Raw genomic sequence first — 15,829 nt, 5'->3', positions numbered from 1 at the left:
CCGGCGTACCCCGGCAAGTTTGCTCACTCGTCGTCCCCGGCCTCGTTCTCATCGGCCGAGCGCTCGGACCGGGCCGTGCCGTCGCCGATACCCTCCACCGGCACCTGCGGGCAGTCCTTCCACAGCCGGTCGAGGCCGTAGAAGTCGCGTTCGTCATTGTGCTGGATGTGGATCACCACATCGGAGTAGTCGAGCAGCGCCCAACGCCCCTCGCGGGTGCCTTCGCGGCGCACCGGCTTGCGCCCGGCCTCCCGCAGCTTCTCCTCGACATTGTCGACGATCGCGTTGACCTGCCGCTCGTTCGGCGCGGACGCGATCACGAAGCAGTCGGTGATCACCAGCTGCTCGGAAACATCCAGCACCAACACATCGGACGCCAGCTTCTCGTCCGCCGCCCGCGCGGCGACCTGCGCCATCTCCAGTGCCTCGACCGATGCGCTCACCCTGCAACCTTCCCGTTCTCCGGCACGTACAGATGCCGTTTGGATATGTACTGCACAACCCCGTCGGGCACCAGGTACCACACCGGACGCCCCTCTCCAGCCCGCTTCCGGCACTCACTCGACGAGATCGCCAGGGCCGGGATCTCGATCATGGTGACCGCGTCGGCGGGGTAGTCGCGAAGGTGTTCGGCCAGATGATCGACATTCAATTCGTACCCCGGCCGGCTCACGCCCACGAATCGCGCCAACTCGAACAACTCCGCCCAATCCTGCCATGTCAGGATGTTCGCCAGCGCGTCAGCACCGGTGATGAAGTAGATATCCGCGTCCGGATGTTGTTCCCGCAGGTCGCGCAGGGTATCCACGGTATACGTCATCTTGCCGCGATCGATATCGGCCCGACTCACGGAGAACCGCGGATTGGACGCCGTAGCGATCACCGTCATCAGATACCGGTCCTCGGCCGGGCTGACCTTCTTGCCCGCCTTCTGCCACGGCTGCCCGGTCGGCACGAAGACGACCTCGTCCAGCTCGAACCGATGCGCGACCTCACTCGCGGCAACCAGATGCCCATGGTGGATGGGGTCGAAGGTGCCGCCCATCACCCCCAACTTGCGGCGACCCGTCGTATGCACGAATGCCGAGCTTACCGATGGGCGTTTCGAGACCGGCACACCGGCGGCGAATCCGCGTCGACGGCCGGCGTGGTGCGGGCACGACAAAAGCCGCCGTGGTCGTCGTGGCCACGGCGGCTATGCGTAAGCTTCCGGCGGTACGCCGGGGGTGAATCAGCCGAGCTTGTTGAACGCCAGCGACAGCGCCGACTTCTTGTTGGCGGCCTGGTTGGCGTGGATGACGCCCTTCGAGGCGGCCTTGTCGAGGCTCTTGCTGGCCGAGCGCAGCAGGGTCAGGGCCTGGTCCTTGTCGCCCTGCGCGGCGGCCTCGCGGAACTTGCGGATCGAAGTGCGCAGCGCGGACTTGACCGACTGGTTGCGCTGCCGCGCCAACTCGTTGGTGCGGATCCGCTTCATCTGGGACTTGATGTTGGCCACGCCTGTTTCCTCGTGTTCCTTCGCTTGGTGGTTTACGCGGGATGCAAAGTCTGCGGGGCGCGCACTACTACCTGTAGCGCAGCACCGACGATCGAGGTTACCAGGCGGCGTACCGCCGGACGAAATCGGCCCGGTCGCCGATCACGGTTCGAAACCGACCGGATCGCGGAAGATGCAAGAAATTTACCTGCGTCCACCTGCGTGTTGCTCCCGCGTGATGGACTATTTTTGCATGACTCCCGCCGCTGCCGCGCGTTCGGCCGCGGCCGCTCCACCGATCGGCCGCGCCGAAGTCGGCGACGCCGTGGGAGTGTTCGAGGGCTACCGGCCGGGCAAATACGACCGCGCCTACGACGAGATGTTCGACGGCGACCGCGCTCGCGCCGCCTACCGGGGGATCTTCGCGGCACTCTCGGAGATCGACGTGGCGGATCTGGCCGGGCGGGCCGAGGCGCTGGCCCGCGCCTTCGTCGACCAGGGCATCACCTTCTCGCTGTCCGGACAGGAGCGGCCGTTCCCGCTCGACCTGGTGCCGAGGGTGATAGCCGCCACCGAATGGACCAAACTCGAGCGCGGCATCAAACAGCGGGTGCGGGCGCTGGAGGCATTCCTCGCCGACGTCTACGGCGAACAGATGGTTTTGCGCGATCGGGTGGTGCCCAAACGCCTCGTCACCTCCTGTCGGCACTTCCACCGCGAGGCGGCCGGGCTGGTGCCGCCCAACGGTGTGCGCATCCACGTCGCCGGCATCGATCTGGTCCGCGACGAACGCGGTGACTTCCGGGTGCTCGAGGACAATCTGCGCTCCCCGTCCGGGGTCTCGTACGTGATGGAGAACCGTCGCACCATGGCGCGAGTCTTCCCGGACCTGTTCGCCTCGCACCGGGTGCGCGCGGTCGGCGACTATCCGACGCATCTGCTGCGCGCCCTGCGCGCCGCCGCCGCGCCGAACGAGGCCGATCCGACCGTGGTGGTGCTCACCCCCGGCGTCTACAACTCCGCCTACTTCGAACATTCGCTGCTGGCTCGGCAGATGGGCGTGGAACTGGTCGAGGGCCGCGACCTGTTCTGCCGCGACAATGTGGTCTACATGCGCACCACGGCGGGGGAGCGGCAGGTGGACGTCGTCTACCGCCGCATCGACGACCCCTTCCTCGACCCCATGCAGTTCCGGCCCGACTCCATGCTCGGGGTGGCGGGCATTCTCAATGCCGCCCGCGCCGGAACCGTGGTGCTGGCCAATGCGGTCGGCAACGGCGTCGGCGACGACAAACTCATCTACACCTACGTGCCGGACCTCATCGAGTACTACCTGGGCGAACGGCCGGTGCTGCCGAATGTGGACTCCTACCGCTGCTGGGAGGAATCCGAATGCGACGAGGTGCTCGACCGCATCGCGGAACTGGTGGTGAAACCGGTCGAGGGTTCCGGCGGCTACGGCATCGTCATCGGACCCGACGCCACCGCCAAGGAGCTGGAGGGCGCGCGCCGCAAGATCCGCGCCGATCCGCGCGGCTGGATCGCGCAGCCGGTGGTGCAGCTGTCCACGGTCCCCGCCAAGATCGGCGACCAGCTGCTGCCGCGGCACGTGGACCTGCGCCCCTTCGCGGTCAACGACGGTGACGACATCTGGGTGCTGCCGGGCGGATTGACGCGGGTGGCGCTGCCGGACGGCTCCCTGGTGGTGAACTCCAGCCAGGGCGGCGGCAGCAAGGACACCTGGGTGCTGGCCCCGCGCACCTCCGGGGAACAACGCGAGCTCGCGGGCACCGAGCTGGTGGGTGAGCTGGCCATCGACCGCGAGCGCGACCAGTCCCCCGAGACCGCGCCGGTGCGCAATCAGCAACAGCAGCAACAACAGCAGGCACAGCGGATGCGCCCGTCCCCAGCGCCGCGGGCGGCGCACCGAAACGAAGGGCGACTACCGAATACGTGAGGTGATTCGGAACATGTTGGCGCGCAATGCCGAATCCCTGTACTGGATCGGCCGCTACGTCGAGCGCGCGGATTACACCGCGCGCATTCTCGACGTCACGGTCCATCAACTGCTCGAGGACGCGACCGTGGACCCGGACCGCACCTCGCGAGTTCTCCTGCGGGTCTTGGGGATCGAGTTGCCCGAGAACGAACTCGACGTGTGGTCGGTGACCGAGTTGGTCGCGTTCGACCGCGACAACGACGGGTCGATCGTCGACTCGATCGCACGGGCTCGCGCGAATGCCCGTGGGGCGCGGGAGGTCACCTCCACCGAGATGTGGGAGTGCCTCAACGCCACCTACAACGGCCTGGCGACGGCCGAACGCGCCGCCCGGTCGCTGGGGCCGCACGAGTTCTGCCGCTACATCACCGACCGCGCCGCCATGTTCGGCGGGCTGTCGGACTCCACCCTCAGCCGCGACGACGGCTACCGGTTCCTGCTGCTCGGCCGTTCCATCGAGCGCGTGGATATGACGGTGCGGCTGTTGCTGTCCCGCGCCGGCGACCGCACCTCCTCTCCGGCCTGGGTGACGGTGCTGCGTTCGGTCGGCGCGCACGACCCGTACCTGCGCACCCACCGTGGCGTCATCGACGCCACCCTCATCGCCGAATTCATCCTGCTGGACCGGCTCTTCCCGCGCTCGGTCTTCCATTCGCTGCGGGTGGCCGAAACCTGTCTGAAGGAACTGGATCAGCGCCCGGGCAGTCGTTTCGCCGCGCGCTACGAGGCACACCGGCTGCTCGGCCGGGCACGCAGCGAACTGGAATTCCTGCCCTCGGGCGTGCTGCTGGAGGATCTGCACCACCGGCTGCTGTGGTTGCAGCAGTCCTGCCGGGACGTGGGGGAGGCGGTGGCGCTGCAGTACTTCCACGCCGAATCGTGGGTGGCGTGGACGGGGCTGCACGGGCATCGCGACCGGATGATCGAGGAGGCGCTGTGAGTTGGCGGATGCGGGTGGTGCACACCACCGGATACGTGTACGACGCCCCGGTCATGCGGTCGTTCAACGAGGCCCGGCTGACCCCGCGCGCCGACAGCCGGCAGAACGTCATCCTCAATCGCGTGGAGACGGTGCCCTCCACCCGCTCCTACCGCTATGTCGACTACTGGGGCACCACCGTCACCGCCTTCGATCTGCATGCCCCGCATACGGAATTGGAGGTCACCGGCTCCTCGGTGGTGGAGACCGAACCGTTCGCGAGCCCGGAGGAGGAACTGCCCTGGGAGCGGTTGCGGTCCGAACCCGTCGTCGACCGCTACGACGAACTGCTCACCGCCACCGGATATGTGCCGCGCGACCGGCGGCTCGGCACGGTGGCGCGGCAGCTGACCCGCGGCGTCGCGCCCGCCAAAGCCGTTGTGCGCGCGGCCGAATGGGTGCACCGCGAAATGTCCTACCTGGCCGGGACCACCTCCGTGCACACCAGTGCGGTGGAGGCGTTCGCCGAACGTCGCGGCGTCTGCCAGGACTACGCGCATCTGACCCTGCTGCTGTTGCGCGGCATGGGCATTCCCAGCCGCTACGTGTCGGGCTATCTGCATCCCGATCCGGCCGGTGCGGTGGGGCGGACGGTCGCCGGGCAGATGCACGCCTGGGTGGAGGCGTGGACCGGGCAGTGGTGGGGCTACGACCCGACCAACAACATTCCGGTCACCGAGCAACACGTCGCGATCGGGGTGGGTCGTGATTACGCCGATGTGCCGCCGCTCAAAGGTATCTTCTCCGGTAGTGGTTCGACCGATCTCGAGGTCGTGGTGGAGATCACCCGCCTCGCCTGATGCCTGATGTACGTGGTGCCTGATGTAGCGGAACACAGGAGTTCTCCGCGACCGGCGGGGACGATCCGGGAAGGTGGCTGATGTCTCCCACAGCGCAGGAAGTCGTCGAGGATCTCACGGAATTCGAGGAAGTGTCGCTCGGGCGCAAGCTGTTCGCCGAGGCGTTCGGCACCTTCGTCCTGGTCTTGGGCGGTGTCGGCACCGCGGTCTTCGCGGGCAGCCGGGTCGGCGCGCTCGGAGTGGCGCTGGCGTTCGGATTCACCCTGCTGTTCCTGGTCTACGCCATCGGACCCATCTCCGGGTGCCATGTGAATCCGGCGGTCACCGTCGGGCAGTTCCTGCTCGGCCGGGTCACCGCCCTGGTCGCGGGCGCGTACATGCTGGTGCAGGTCATCGGCGGTCTCATCGCCGGTGCGGTCATCTACGCCATCGCCCAGAACCTACCCTCCTACGATCGCGCCGAGGACGGTCTCGGGGCGAACGGCTGGGGCCCGCACAGCCCCTCGGCCACGGAGCTGGCGGGTATCACCCTCAACGGTTACGGCCTGGCGGCCGCCATCACCGTCGAGGTCATCCTGACCGCCCTGCTGGTCTTCGTCGTGCTGGCCTCCACCGACCAGATCTCCGATGTCCCGCTGGCGGGCCTGTCGATCGGCATCACCCTCGCGGTCATCCACCTCATCTCGATCCCCATCGACAACACCTCGGTCAACCCGGCCCGCAGCCTCGCGGTGGCCTTCTACCAGGACGGCGCGGCCGCCCAGGTCTGGGTGTTCATCGTCTTCCCGCTGGTCGGTGGCGTACTCGGCGCACTGGTCTACGGCCTGATCTTCGGCCGCTCCCGCAATCCGCTGAGCTGAGACCGCCCGTACCGTCCTAGATGATCGTGCGGGCGTTCACCAGCAGCGCGTACTGCGCGGCGGCGCGCTGCTTGACCGTTGGTTCGTCGGCTGCCGAGACGATGGCCCAGTAGCGCCCGTCCAGAACGAAGCAGTAGTAGCGGCTCTCGCGCTGGGCGTCGGTCACGGCGGGATTGCGGAAGCACGCGCTGTCGGGCACCCCGCTCGGCGGCGTCACCGCCTCGTGCTGGCTCGTGTTCGTCAGGCGCACGTTCATTGCGCGCGCCCGTGCCGGATCGGACAGCCGAAGCAGCCACCGGCTGCCGATGAACGCGGCCCGCTCGACCCCGGCGCCCGGACTGTCGCGGCCTTCGGGACTGCGGCCGAGCAGGTGGCTCACCCCGCGCGGCCCGTAGACGACGCCACTGCCCCAGCCCTCGTCCGGCCAGGACGAGTCGTCCTGCGCGGTGCCGTTCGCGTCGGCGAGAGGATACGGCCAACGGTCTTCGTCCGGGTGCAGCATGCGACGCAGCATGGCGTCGTCGTCGAACGGCATGGTGGACAGTTTGTCCGGCGGGGTCGGTTCGAAGGCGTCCAGCAGGGGCAGTTCAGCGGTGAGCGCATTCGCGGTGAGCGTGGTCAGCGCCGCCTCGTCGCGCGTCCGATCCGCCGCCAAGACCACGATGACAAAGGACCGGTACGCGAGTGTGGTGAACAGGATCGGGGATCGATCCCGCCAATGCGCGTACGCCCCGGCGTGTCCCGGCACGTGGACGCGCACGGCATCGGGGGTGCGCGCGATATCGGCCTCGTCTATTCGCCCCGCGACCATCCGCGCGATGTCGTCGTCGCGGAAGCTCAGCACCGTGAACCGCATGGCCTTTGCTTCGCCCACCCGTGGTTCCTGGCCGGTGACATCACTGCCGGTCACGGTGTATCCGGCGATCATTCCGAAGTTCGCGATCGGCTCGATGGCTATCTCGGGGGCCAGCACCGAGACGCGCCCGGGCGTCGGCAACAGCGTGGACGTGCCGTAGATCAGCGCCGGATCGATATCAGGCGGGTTGATCACGGCCTCCGACAGACGGGCGGATTCGAGCACGCGCCCGTGCGTGTCGTTGTCATTGGACGGCACCGTGACCGGATGGGTGCGCAGTTCGCCCACATCGAGCGTGCTCAGATCCGGCGTGGCGATCCGTTCGGTGCCGGTGACGGTCTCCGCGCAGCCGCCGAGCAGCCCGGACAGCAGCACGGCCGCCGTGACCGCCGTCCGCGCGCACAGCCGCGTGCGCCCACCGGGCTCACTGACCTCGTTCATCCACCGTCCTCGCTAGATCGGGGCCGTCGGCCACCATCGGTCGTACAGCTCGCGTCCCGAGCCCGCCCCGGTTGTTCACAGCTTGCAGAATTCGCGGTCGTCGTCGTCGAACCAGATGTCGAGACGACCGCGTTCGACTCCGTCGGTGGTGAGGTCCGACCAGATGAGGTGCCCGGATCCGGACGCCCGCGACCAGGATTCGCGGCCGATCACCCGGGCCGGCGGATCCTCGATGGGCATGGGCGATCGGTCGCGCCGGCAGCTCACCCACAGGGCGGACACGCGCCCGGTGCAGACGATTCGCGGCTGCTCCAGCACGACGTCGGCGGCTACCGCCTGGTTGGCGTCGTCGGCGGCGGTACAGCGCAAGTCGTCGTGGCCGCGATCGGATGGGGTTGCGGGCAGTAGACCGGGGAAGGCGTCGACGATGAACCCGGCCGTACCCCACGGGGAAACGGCGGCGGTGATTGGGGGCGTGGCCACGGGTTTCTCATGGGAACCACCGACGCGCTGGGCGACTACGACCGCGCCGGATATCACGATCAGCGCGGCGGCACCGACGGCGGCGATCGCGAACGCGCGCCGGTTGCGTCGGCGGGTTAGGGGTGACGCCACGAGTTCGCCGCGCAACGCGGCCGCCGCGGCGGCCGCCAGTTCGCCGCAACTGCTGTAGCGCTCCTGAGGATTCGTCGCCATCGCCCGTGCGATGACGATGTCCAGGCCGCTCGGCAGATCAAGGACGATATCGGTCGGTCGTGGACGGGGCGCGGTGAGATGCGCGTTCATCACCGCCGCCGCCGTCTCGCGCGGAAACGGCACCGAGCCGGTGAGCAACTGGTACAGCGTGCAGCCCAGGGCGTAGACATCGGTGCGCGGGTCGAGGTCACCGCCGTTGATTTGTTCCGGCGCGGCGAAAGCCAGTGTGGCCAGTAGTCTGCCTGCGGCCGTGCGAGCATCCGTTTCCGTTGTCGCCCTGGCGATTCCGAAATCGGTGACCAATACCCGCTCCGCCCCGGGTGCGCCGCGCTCGACCAGGATGTTGGCGGGCTTCACGTCCCGGTGCAACAGACCGGCACGATGCGCGTGATCGAGGCCGCGTGCGGCGCCGGTCACGATGGCGACCGCACGCTCCGCGGGCAGGCCGCCGCGATGACGGCGTACCAATTCCGCGGCATCCGAGCCGTCGACGTATTGCATGGCGATCCAGAGCATGTCGCCCTCGCCGCCACAATCGTAGATGGCCACGATATTGGGATGGTCGAGGCGACCCGCCAGATCGGCCTCGCGCAGGAAGCGGGCACGGAATTCCGGATCCGCGCCCCGCGACAGCACTTTCACCGCGTCGTGGCGCGGGAGCCGGGGATGCCGGGCCAGATGGACGCTGCCGGTTCCGCCGGTACCGAGGCGTCGCTCGATGCGATACCCGGCCACCACCGCCCCCGGAGTCACTGCGCGCATCGGGGCTCCTACCGGTTCCGAACCAATAGTGCGTACTGGGCGGCGGCCATCTGATGCACGGACTTTTCGTCCATGGCGCGCACCATCGCGACATAGCGGCCGTCCCGAACGACGCAGTAGTAGGTGGGTACGATGCCCTCCGCTCGCAAACAGGCCGTGTCGGGAATGCGAGGCGGCGCCATCGGGGTCTGGCGGGCGGAGGGCTCGGACTCCCGCGCGGCGGCTCGGCGCGCGGCGGCAGCATCCCGGAAGCGGATCAGCCAGCGTCGATCCACCACCGCCAGACTCTCGATCTCGGTGCGTTGGACGCCGTAGGTCCGTGGATCCACCGACATCCAGTGGTTGGCTCCGGTACCGGCGTAGACCACGCCACTGGACTCGCGATACGCGCCCGCCCCCGCCTCTCGATCGCCGTGCATCCGAGTGGTGTAGGGATAGGGCCACTCGCCGGGTTCGGTGGGCACCATGCGCCGCAGCATCCCGTCGGTGTCGAGCGCGAGGTCGGACAGCGCGGCCGCTGGAGTGGGCTGGAACCGGTCCAGCACCGGCAGTTCCGCCTTCAGCGTGGCGGTGGCCAGGCCGGTCAGCGCGGCCAGGTCCGGGCTCGGGTGGGTGACGAACAGCGCGACGAGGAAACTCTCGTGCGGTACGACGATGCCGAGCGTGGGTACCGTCGGTCGCCAGTGTCCTTGGGCAGCCGGGTATTCCGGCAGTGTGACCGCGGTGTTCTCGGGGTTGACGGCGAAGTCGGCTGCTTCGATCGCGGTCGCTGCGGCGCGGGCAGCCGACCCGTCCGGCATCCGCAGGACCGTCACCCGCACCGATCGACTCGCATCGCGGCAGTGCTCGCCTTGGCAGTCGGGGCGCCCCATCACCGTGTAACCGGCCAGCATGCCGTGCTCGACCAGGATCGGGCGGGCGACGTCGGCGAGAAAGCCGATGGTGTCCTTCGGCTTCGGCAGCAGGCTCGGCTGATAGGGATACAGGTCGGCATCGATGTCGCGAGGATCGACGACGGCTTCGGCCATGCGTGCCGATTCGATGATGCGGCCGTATCGGTCGTTGTCGTTGCCGGGCTCGGTCAGGGATTCGTCGCGCAGATCGCCGAAATCCAGTGTGGCCAGATCGATGTCGGCGGTGGTCGGCGTTCCCTCGACGGTACGCGCGCCCCACAGGAGTCCGGCCGCCAGCACGGCGACCGCGCACAGCGCCGTCACACCGGCGAGACGATGGTCAGAGCGGAGCATTCGCCCACCAGCCATCGCGCAGTTGCCGCCCCGACGCGCCCGCGGCGAAGAGCGTTATCGCGCAGAAGGTTCGATCGGAGTCGTCGAAGCTGATGCGCAGCTGTCCCTGGGATGCTTCGCCGGGTGCCGGAACCGCGTCGCCTCACTCGATGCGGCCGGTGCCGGAGGGGCGCGTCCAGACTTCTTCGCCGGCTTTGGTGGCCCTGTCCCAGGGACGTTCGGGCCAGGGCAGGCGGTTGGCCAGGCAGCTCACCCACACTGTGTCGAGGGGATCACCATCGCCGGTGCACATCAGGTTGACCTGGGGTGTTCGTACGTCCAAGGGTATTTGCCGGAAGTCCGCACTCAGCACGTCGCACCACAGTCCTCGATAACCGCTGCTCACGGGGGAGCGCGGCAGTAGGTCGGGAAAGGCGGCGACCACGAATTCCGCTGTGCCCCAGGGGCCGGAGCCGTCGACCGGAGGTGCCCCGGCAGCCGTGGTCACGGAGTCTGTCTGGTCTCGTCCCGCGCCGTCGGTGCCCAGCACGAAGGCGGTGGTGCCGATCAGGAGTGCCAGCACGGCCGCGACGACCGCGGCGACGGTGCGCCCGGCGGGCCGACGTGCGCCGGTGACGCTCAGCACGGGCTCGCCGCGCAGTACCGCATTGGCAGCGGCGGCCAGATCGCCGCAGCTCTGGTATCGCTGCGCCGGATCCTTCGCCATGGCCCGGGCGATCACGCGATCCAATCGGTGCGGCACGGCCGAATTCACGGTGCTGGGGCGCGGCGGGGGTTCCGTCAGATGCGCGTGCATGACCGCGGCAGCGGTGGCTCGTGGGAACGGCTTGGTGCCGGTGAGCAATTCGCACAGTGTCGCGCCCAGCGCATAGACATCGACGCGGTGGTCGAGGGGTTCGCCGCGCAACTGTTCCGGCGCCGCGTAGGCCACGGTCGCCAGCACATCACCGGCGGCGGTGAGGATGGTGTTCTCGTCCAGCGCCCGCGCGATGCCGAAGTCGGTGACCAGCACGCGGTCCGGGCCATCGGTGGACGGGGAGACGAGGATATTGGCGGGCTTCACATCGCGGTGCAGCAGACCCGCGTCGTGGGCCGCGTCGAGACCGCGCGCCGCCTCGGTGACGATGTGGACCGCGCGCTGCGGTGGCATACCGCCCGGGAATCCGCGCAGCAGGCGGGCGGCGTCCGTGCCGTCGACGTACTGCATGGCGATCCACAGCGACTCCCCGAAGACTCCGCGGTCGAGGATCGCCACGACATTGGGATGTGCCAGGCGCGAGGCCAGTTCCGCCTCCCGCAGGAAGCGGGCCCGGAACTCGTCGTCGGAGCCGGTGTTGTCGGAGAGGATCTTGAGCGCGGTCAGGCGCGTCAGGCGGGGATGTCGGGCCAGGTAGACCGATCCCATTCCCCCCGCGCCCAGCTTGCGTTCCACGCGATAGCCCGCAAACACCTCTCCCGCCCGCACTCAGTGAGTGTCGGCGGCGATGCGGGAACCGTCAAGACCATTCGGCCTGAGCCGTGGTTGCCGCGACCGGCCTCAGTGCCAATGGAATTCGGCGCAGAGGCGGTGTGCCACCCGGTCGAAGGTCTTGCGGGGCAGGATCGCGCCCTCGCGGCGGATGCCCGCCTCGGGGACGTCGAGGACGCGGTCGAGGCGGACCCAGCTGTCGCGGCCGGCGTGGTCCCAGGGTCCGGAGCCGATGCCAACCCAGTTGTGGTGGCGGTCGTGGTCGGCGTTGGAGGAGAGCATGAGGCCCAGCAGGGTGTCGCGTTCGCGGCCGACCACCAGGACGGGGCGGTCCTTGCCGTTGTCGGGGTCCTCCTCGTAGGGGACCCAGGTCCAGACGATCTCGCCGGGGTCGGCGCGGCCGTCCAGCTGGGGGCTGTAGACGATGCGCCGCGCGCGTTCGGTGCTCGGCACCCCCACCGAGGCCGTCGGCCGCACCGCCACGCCCGGGGCCTTGCGGGTGCCGCCGAGGGACTGGATCGTCCGCGACAGCACCGACGACCGCTGTACCCGTCCGATGAGCTTCGGCCCCTGCCGCTTGACGATCTGAGAGCCCTGCTCTTTCGCGATCAGACCCAGCTGCTTTCCGAGAGCGTTCCACGTGCCCGCCATGTCGGCAGCTTAACGGGGGCGGGCCGGGTTCTCATCCGGGCAGGATGCGGCGGTGGACCGGCCGGACCGGACCGGGGCACGGTCACATCGGCCGACCATGGGACGATGGACGGCAGTTCACCGATCACCTGAGGAGTGGAGTGCCAAGCTTCGCGGACACGACGTTCACCGATCCCGCGCGGATCCGGAACTTCTGCATCATCGCGCATATCGACCACGGCAAGTCCACGCTGGCCGACCGCATGCTGCAACTCACCGGGGTGGTCGAGGAGCGGCAGATGCGCGCCCAGTACCTGGACCGGATGGATATCGAGCGCGAGCGCGGTATCACCATCAAGGCCCAGAACGTGCGCCTGCCCTGGCAGGTCGACGGGGAGGACTACGTCCTGCACCTCATCGACACGCCGGGACACGTGGACTTCACCTACGAGGTGTCGCGGGCGCTGGAAGCCTGTGAGGGCGCGATCCTGCTCGTCGACGCCGCGCAGGGCATCGAGGCGCAGACCCTCGCCAATCTCTATCTGGCGCTGGACAAGGACCTGACCATCATCCCGGTCCTGAACAAGATCGACCTCCCGGCCGCCGATCCGGACCGCTACGCCGCCGAGCTCGCCCATATCGTGGGCTGCGAGCCGGAGGAGGTGCTGCGCGTCTCGGGCAAGACCGGGGTGGGCGTGACCGAGCTGTTGAACAAGGTGATCGCGGAGGTGCCGCCGCCGGTGGGGGTGGCCGACGCGCCCGCGCGGGCGCTCATCTTCGACTCCGTGTACGACACCTATCGCGGCGTCGTCACCTACGTGCGTGTGGTGGACGGCAAGCTCACCCCGCGCACCAAGATCAAGATGATGTCCACCGGCGCGACCCACGAATTGCTGGAGATCGGCATCGTGTCGCCCGAACCCAAACCGACCCAGGGCCTGGGTGTCGGCGAGGTGGGCTACCTCATCACCGGCGTGAAGGACGTCCGCCAGTCGAAGGTCGGCGATACCGTCACCACCGCGCGCGACGGGGCCGCCGAGGCGCTCACCGGCTATCGCGAACCGCGGCCGATGGTGTACTCCGGCCTCTACCCGCTCGACGGTTCCGACTATCCGGATCTGCGTGACGCACTGGACAAGTTGCAGCTCAACGATGCCGCCCTGACCTACGTCCCGGAGACCTCGGTGGCGCTGGGCTTCGGCTTCCGCTGCGGCTTCCTGGGCCTGCTGCACATGGAGATCACCCGCGAGCGGTTGCAGCGCGAGTTCGGGCTCGACCTCATCTCCACCGCGCCCAACGTGATCTACCGCGTGATCATGGAGGACGGAGCCGAGCACGTCGTCACCAACCCGTCCTTCTGGCCGGAAGGCAAGGTGCGCGAGATCTACGAGCCGGTCACCAAGGTCACCATCATCGCGCCCAGCGAGTTCATCGGCACCATCATGGAGCTGTGCCAGAGTCGGCGCGGTGAACTGCTCGGCATGGACTACCTGTCCGAGACCCGTGTGGAGATGCGGTACACGCTGCCCATGGCCGAGATCATCTTCGACTTCTTCGATTCGCTGAAGTCGCGCACCCGCGGCTACGCCTCGCTCGACTACGAGGAGGCCGGTGAGCAGCAGGCCGCGCTGGTGAAGGTCGACATCCTGCTCCAGGGCGAGGCGGTGGACGCCTTCTCCGCCATCGTGCACAAGGACGCCGCCCAGGCGTACGGGCACAAGATGACCACCAAACTGCGCGAACTCATTCCGCGCCAGCAGTTCGAGGTGCCCATCCAGGCCGCCATCGGCTCCAAGGTCATCGCCCGCGAGAACATCCGCGCCATCCGCAAGGACGTGCTGGCCAAGTGCTATGGCGGCGACATCTCGCGCAAGCGCAAACTGCTCGAGAAGCAGAAGGAGGGCAAGAAGCGCATGAAGACCATCGGCCGGGTCGACGTGCCGCAGGAAGCCTTCGTGGCGGCGCTGTCCACCGAGTCGACCTCGGACAAGCCGAAGAAGTAGCGCGTCCGACGCGGTAGTGCGAACTCGCGGTGCCCCGCTGCCCATGGGTGGCGGGGCACCGGCGTTTCCGGGGGTTGCGTGTTCCGCCGCCGGGGTACAGGGTGTGGGCAGCCCGCGCCCCTGTCTTAAACCTTCGTAAGGTTCGAAAGCAGGCGAAAACTGGGGCTTGGCGTCCGTATAGGGCGGATGACAAGCTATCCGGTGCATCGGTGTGCACACCTCACCTGACCTGGAGGATGTGACAGGCCGGTTTGCGAGAAATAAGGTGTGAAACGATCCGATTTTCGGCGGGCGCTCCGGAGCCGCCGGAACACCCGAGAGCGGAGCCTGTATGACGCGTGACCAGTCCTTCGACGACGAGGCCGGTCCGGGCGAGGACGCGGACACCGCGTATCGCTTGGCCACCGGGATCTCGCGCGTGGCTAGGGCCGGAGCGTACGTCACCGGCGGCGCGCTCATCGCCGCCAACGGCAGCCCCGACCGCACCGGCGACGCCCACGACAGCCGCAATGTCGGCTGGGCCCAACCCGACGATCCGGAACCCGACGCACCCAGTCCCGTCATCACCTTCCCCGAACTGGACCCGGAGTCGGTGCCCCCGCTGCTCGGCGGTATCGAGCCGGTCGCCGAACAGCTCGGCACCGACGCGGGCCTGTTCCCGACCGATTTCGGCCAGCACGGCGTGCCGGGATACGGGCACAACCCCACCGCCGACTGGGATCCCTCGGCGACACTGCGGCAGCCGACCGGATTCGATCCGTCCGCCGGGCTCGGGCAGTCGGCCTACGACCCGTCCGCGGGGATCGGGCAGCCGCCGAGCGCCTTCGACCCCGCCACCGGGCCGGGCCGGCCCGCCGAGGCATTCGACCCGTCCGCGGGTCTCCAGCGTCCGGCCGGATTCGACCCGTCGGCCGGACTCGGACAGCCGGACGGCGATCACGGCTTCGGGATGCCCGGTATCGACGAACCGCAGCAGCTGTGGAACCAGTTCGGGCAGGGGCTGAAGCTGCCCGGCACCGAGGGGCTCAACCTGCCCGGGATGAACGGCGGCGGCTTCGGCCCCGTGAATTCCGGAAACGGTGTGGACAGCGGTGTTTTCGATGGCATCGGCGAGAACTTCGGTGTGGTCGTCACGACCGATACCGGCTTCTCGATGCACGTCGGCCTCGACGGGGTGTGGGTCGACTCGCATATGAACATCGAGATCGGCGTCGGTGATGTCGGCGATCAGCTCGACCGGTTCAACCAGTCGGTCGAGGATGCGCTGTCCGATCCGTCCAAGATCAACCCGGCGGCCACGCAGGGCTCCGGGGCGGTCGACCAGTCCGTCGGCGGGCTGTCCGGGCTGCGCGGACAGGGCGCGAATTCGCCTGGCACGGGCGCCAATCCGGTACCCGGCACGGCGCCGAGCGCGACCGGACCGACCCCGGTCGGCACTCCGGCCGCCCCCGCACCCGTGGCTCCTGCGGTCGCGCCCGCCGTCGCCCCGGTGTCGGTGGCCCCGGTGGCTCCGGCCGCCCCCATCGCGCCGGTCGCTCCGGCCCCGGTCGCCGCGACCCCGGTCGCGCCCGCCGCGCCCATCCCGGTGCCGGTCGCGCCCGCGCCGGTCGCTCC

At 68.7% G+C, this 15,829-nt stretch carries 13 protein-coding genes and 1 pseudogene; 6 read left to right on the top strand and 8 right to left on the bottom strand.

Annotated features, from left to right (window positions below):
* Positions 1-23: 23 nt before the first annotated feature.
* The 3 genes from rsfS to rpsT all read right to left on the bottom strand — a co-directional run bounded on the left by rsfS (position 24) and on the right by rpsT (position 1,495).
* Positions 24-443 carry a ribosome silencing factor gene (rsfS, locus tag ON31_RS08570; RefSeq protein ID WP_039811284.1) on the bottom strand — a complete coding sequence of 140 codons (420 nt, stop codon included), beginning with the start codon at positions 441-443 and terminating at the stop codon, positions 24-26.
* Positions 440-1,078 (bottom strand): nicotinate-nucleotide adenylyltransferase, encoded by a 639-nt coding sequence (nadD, locus tag ON31_RS08565; protein ID WP_085996362.1) that lies wholly within the window; start codon positions 1,076-1,078, stop codon positions 440-442. The genes rsfS and nadD overlap by 4 nt, the downstream gene beginning before the upstream one ends.
* Before the next feature lie 153 nt (positions 1,079-1,231).
* Entirely contained in the window at positions 1,232-1,495 is a 264-nt protein-coding gene (gene rpsT / locus ON31_RS08560; protein ID WP_029927256.1) for a 30S ribosomal protein S20, read from the bottom strand.
* 232 nt (positions 1,496-1,727) lie between these two features.
* On the opposite strand from rpsT, the gene ON31_RS08555 reads away from it, so the two are divergent.
* The 4 genes from ON31_RS08555 (at position 1,728) to ON31_RS08540 (ending at position 6,112) form a co-directional block, all read left to right on the top strand.
* Positions 1,728-3,431 carry a circularly permuted type 2 ATP-grasp protein gene (locus tag ON31_RS08555; protein WP_081592303.1) on the top strand — a complete coding sequence of 568 codons (1,704 nt, stop codon included), beginning with the start codon at positions 1,728-1,730 and terminating at the stop codon, positions 3,429-3,431.
* A 13-nt stretch (positions 3,432-3,444) separates the two neighbouring features.
* The gene (locus tag ON31_RS08550) at positions 3,445-4,413 is read left to right on the top strand and encodes an alpha-E domain-containing protein (protein WP_039811411.1); all 969 of its coding nucleotides are present in this window, start codon (positions 3,445-3,447) and stop codon (positions 4,411-4,413) included.
* 8 nt (positions 4,414-4,421) lie between these two features.
* Positions 4,422-5,252, top strand: coding sequence for a transglutaminase family protein (locus ON31_RS08545; protein ID WP_039811282.1), 831 nt, complete (start codon positions 4,422-4,424; stop codon positions 5,250-5,252).
* A gap of 80 nt (positions 5,253-5,332) precedes the next feature.
* Positions 5,333-6,112 carry an aquaporin gene (locus ON31_RS08540; RefSeq protein WP_039811279.1) on the top strand — a complete coding sequence of 260 codons (780 nt, stop codon included), beginning with the start codon at positions 5,333-5,335 and terminating at the stop codon, positions 6,110-6,112.
* 16 nt (positions 6,113-6,128) lie between these two features.
* Here ON31_RS08540 and ON31_RS08535 read toward each other — a convergent pair whose 3' ends face one another.
* The 5 genes from ON31_RS08535 to ON31_RS08515 form a co-directional block, all read right to left on the bottom strand.
* Positions 6,129-7,409, bottom strand: a complete 1,281-nt coding sequence (locus tag ON31_RS08535; RefSeq protein WP_039811276.1) for a DUF7373 family lipoprotein — start codon at positions 7,407-7,409, stop codon at positions 6,129-6,131.
* Between the two features lie 75 nt (positions 7,410-7,484).
* Entirely contained in the window at positions 7,485-8,867 is a 1,383-nt protein-coding gene (locus ON31_RS08530) for a serine/threonine-protein kinase (RefSeq protein WP_081592302.1), read from the bottom strand.
* An 8-nt stretch (positions 8,868-8,875) separates the two neighbouring features.
* Positions 8,876-10,114: a DUF7373 family lipoprotein gene (locus tag ON31_RS08525; protein ID WP_147287078.1), complete on the bottom strand. Its 1,239-nt coding sequence runs from the start codon at positions 10,112-10,114 to the stop codon at positions 8,876-8,878.
* A gap of 142 nt (positions 10,115-10,256) precedes the next feature.
* Entirely contained in the window at positions 10,257-11,546 is a 1,290-nt protein-coding gene (locus ON31_RS34550; RefSeq protein ID WP_147287079.1) for a serine/threonine-protein kinase, read from the bottom strand.
* 105 nt (positions 11,547-11,651) lie between these two features.
* On the bottom strand, positions 11,652-12,233 hold the full coding sequence (locus tag ON31_RS08515) for a type II toxin-antitoxin system PemK/MazF family toxin (protein ID WP_029927266.1): 582 nt from the start codon (positions 12,231-12,233) through the stop codon (positions 11,652-11,654).
* 44 nt (positions 12,234-12,277) lie between these two features.
* Here ON31_RS08515 and lepA point away from each other — a divergent pair, with 44 nt between their 5' ends.
* A complete protein-coding gene (gene lepA, locus ON31_RS08510) occupies positions 12,278-14,215 on the top strand; it encodes a translation elongation factor 4 (protein ID WP_370450415.1) in 1,938 nt (645 codons plus the stop codon).
* Positions 14,216-14,546: 331 nt separating this feature from the next.
* Positions 14,547-15,829: pseudogene (locus tag ON31_RS36215) on the top strand (hypothetical protein); the annotation flags it as partial.

This window comes from Nocardia otitidiscaviarum NBRC 14405, assembly GCF_000308635.1.
In the GTDB taxonomy this organism is placed as follows: Bacteria; Actinomycetota; Actinomycetes; order Mycobacteriales; family Mycobacteriaceae; genus Nocardia; species Nocardia otitidiscaviarum.
This window is presented reverse-complemented; position numbering and strand designations above follow the sequence as displayed.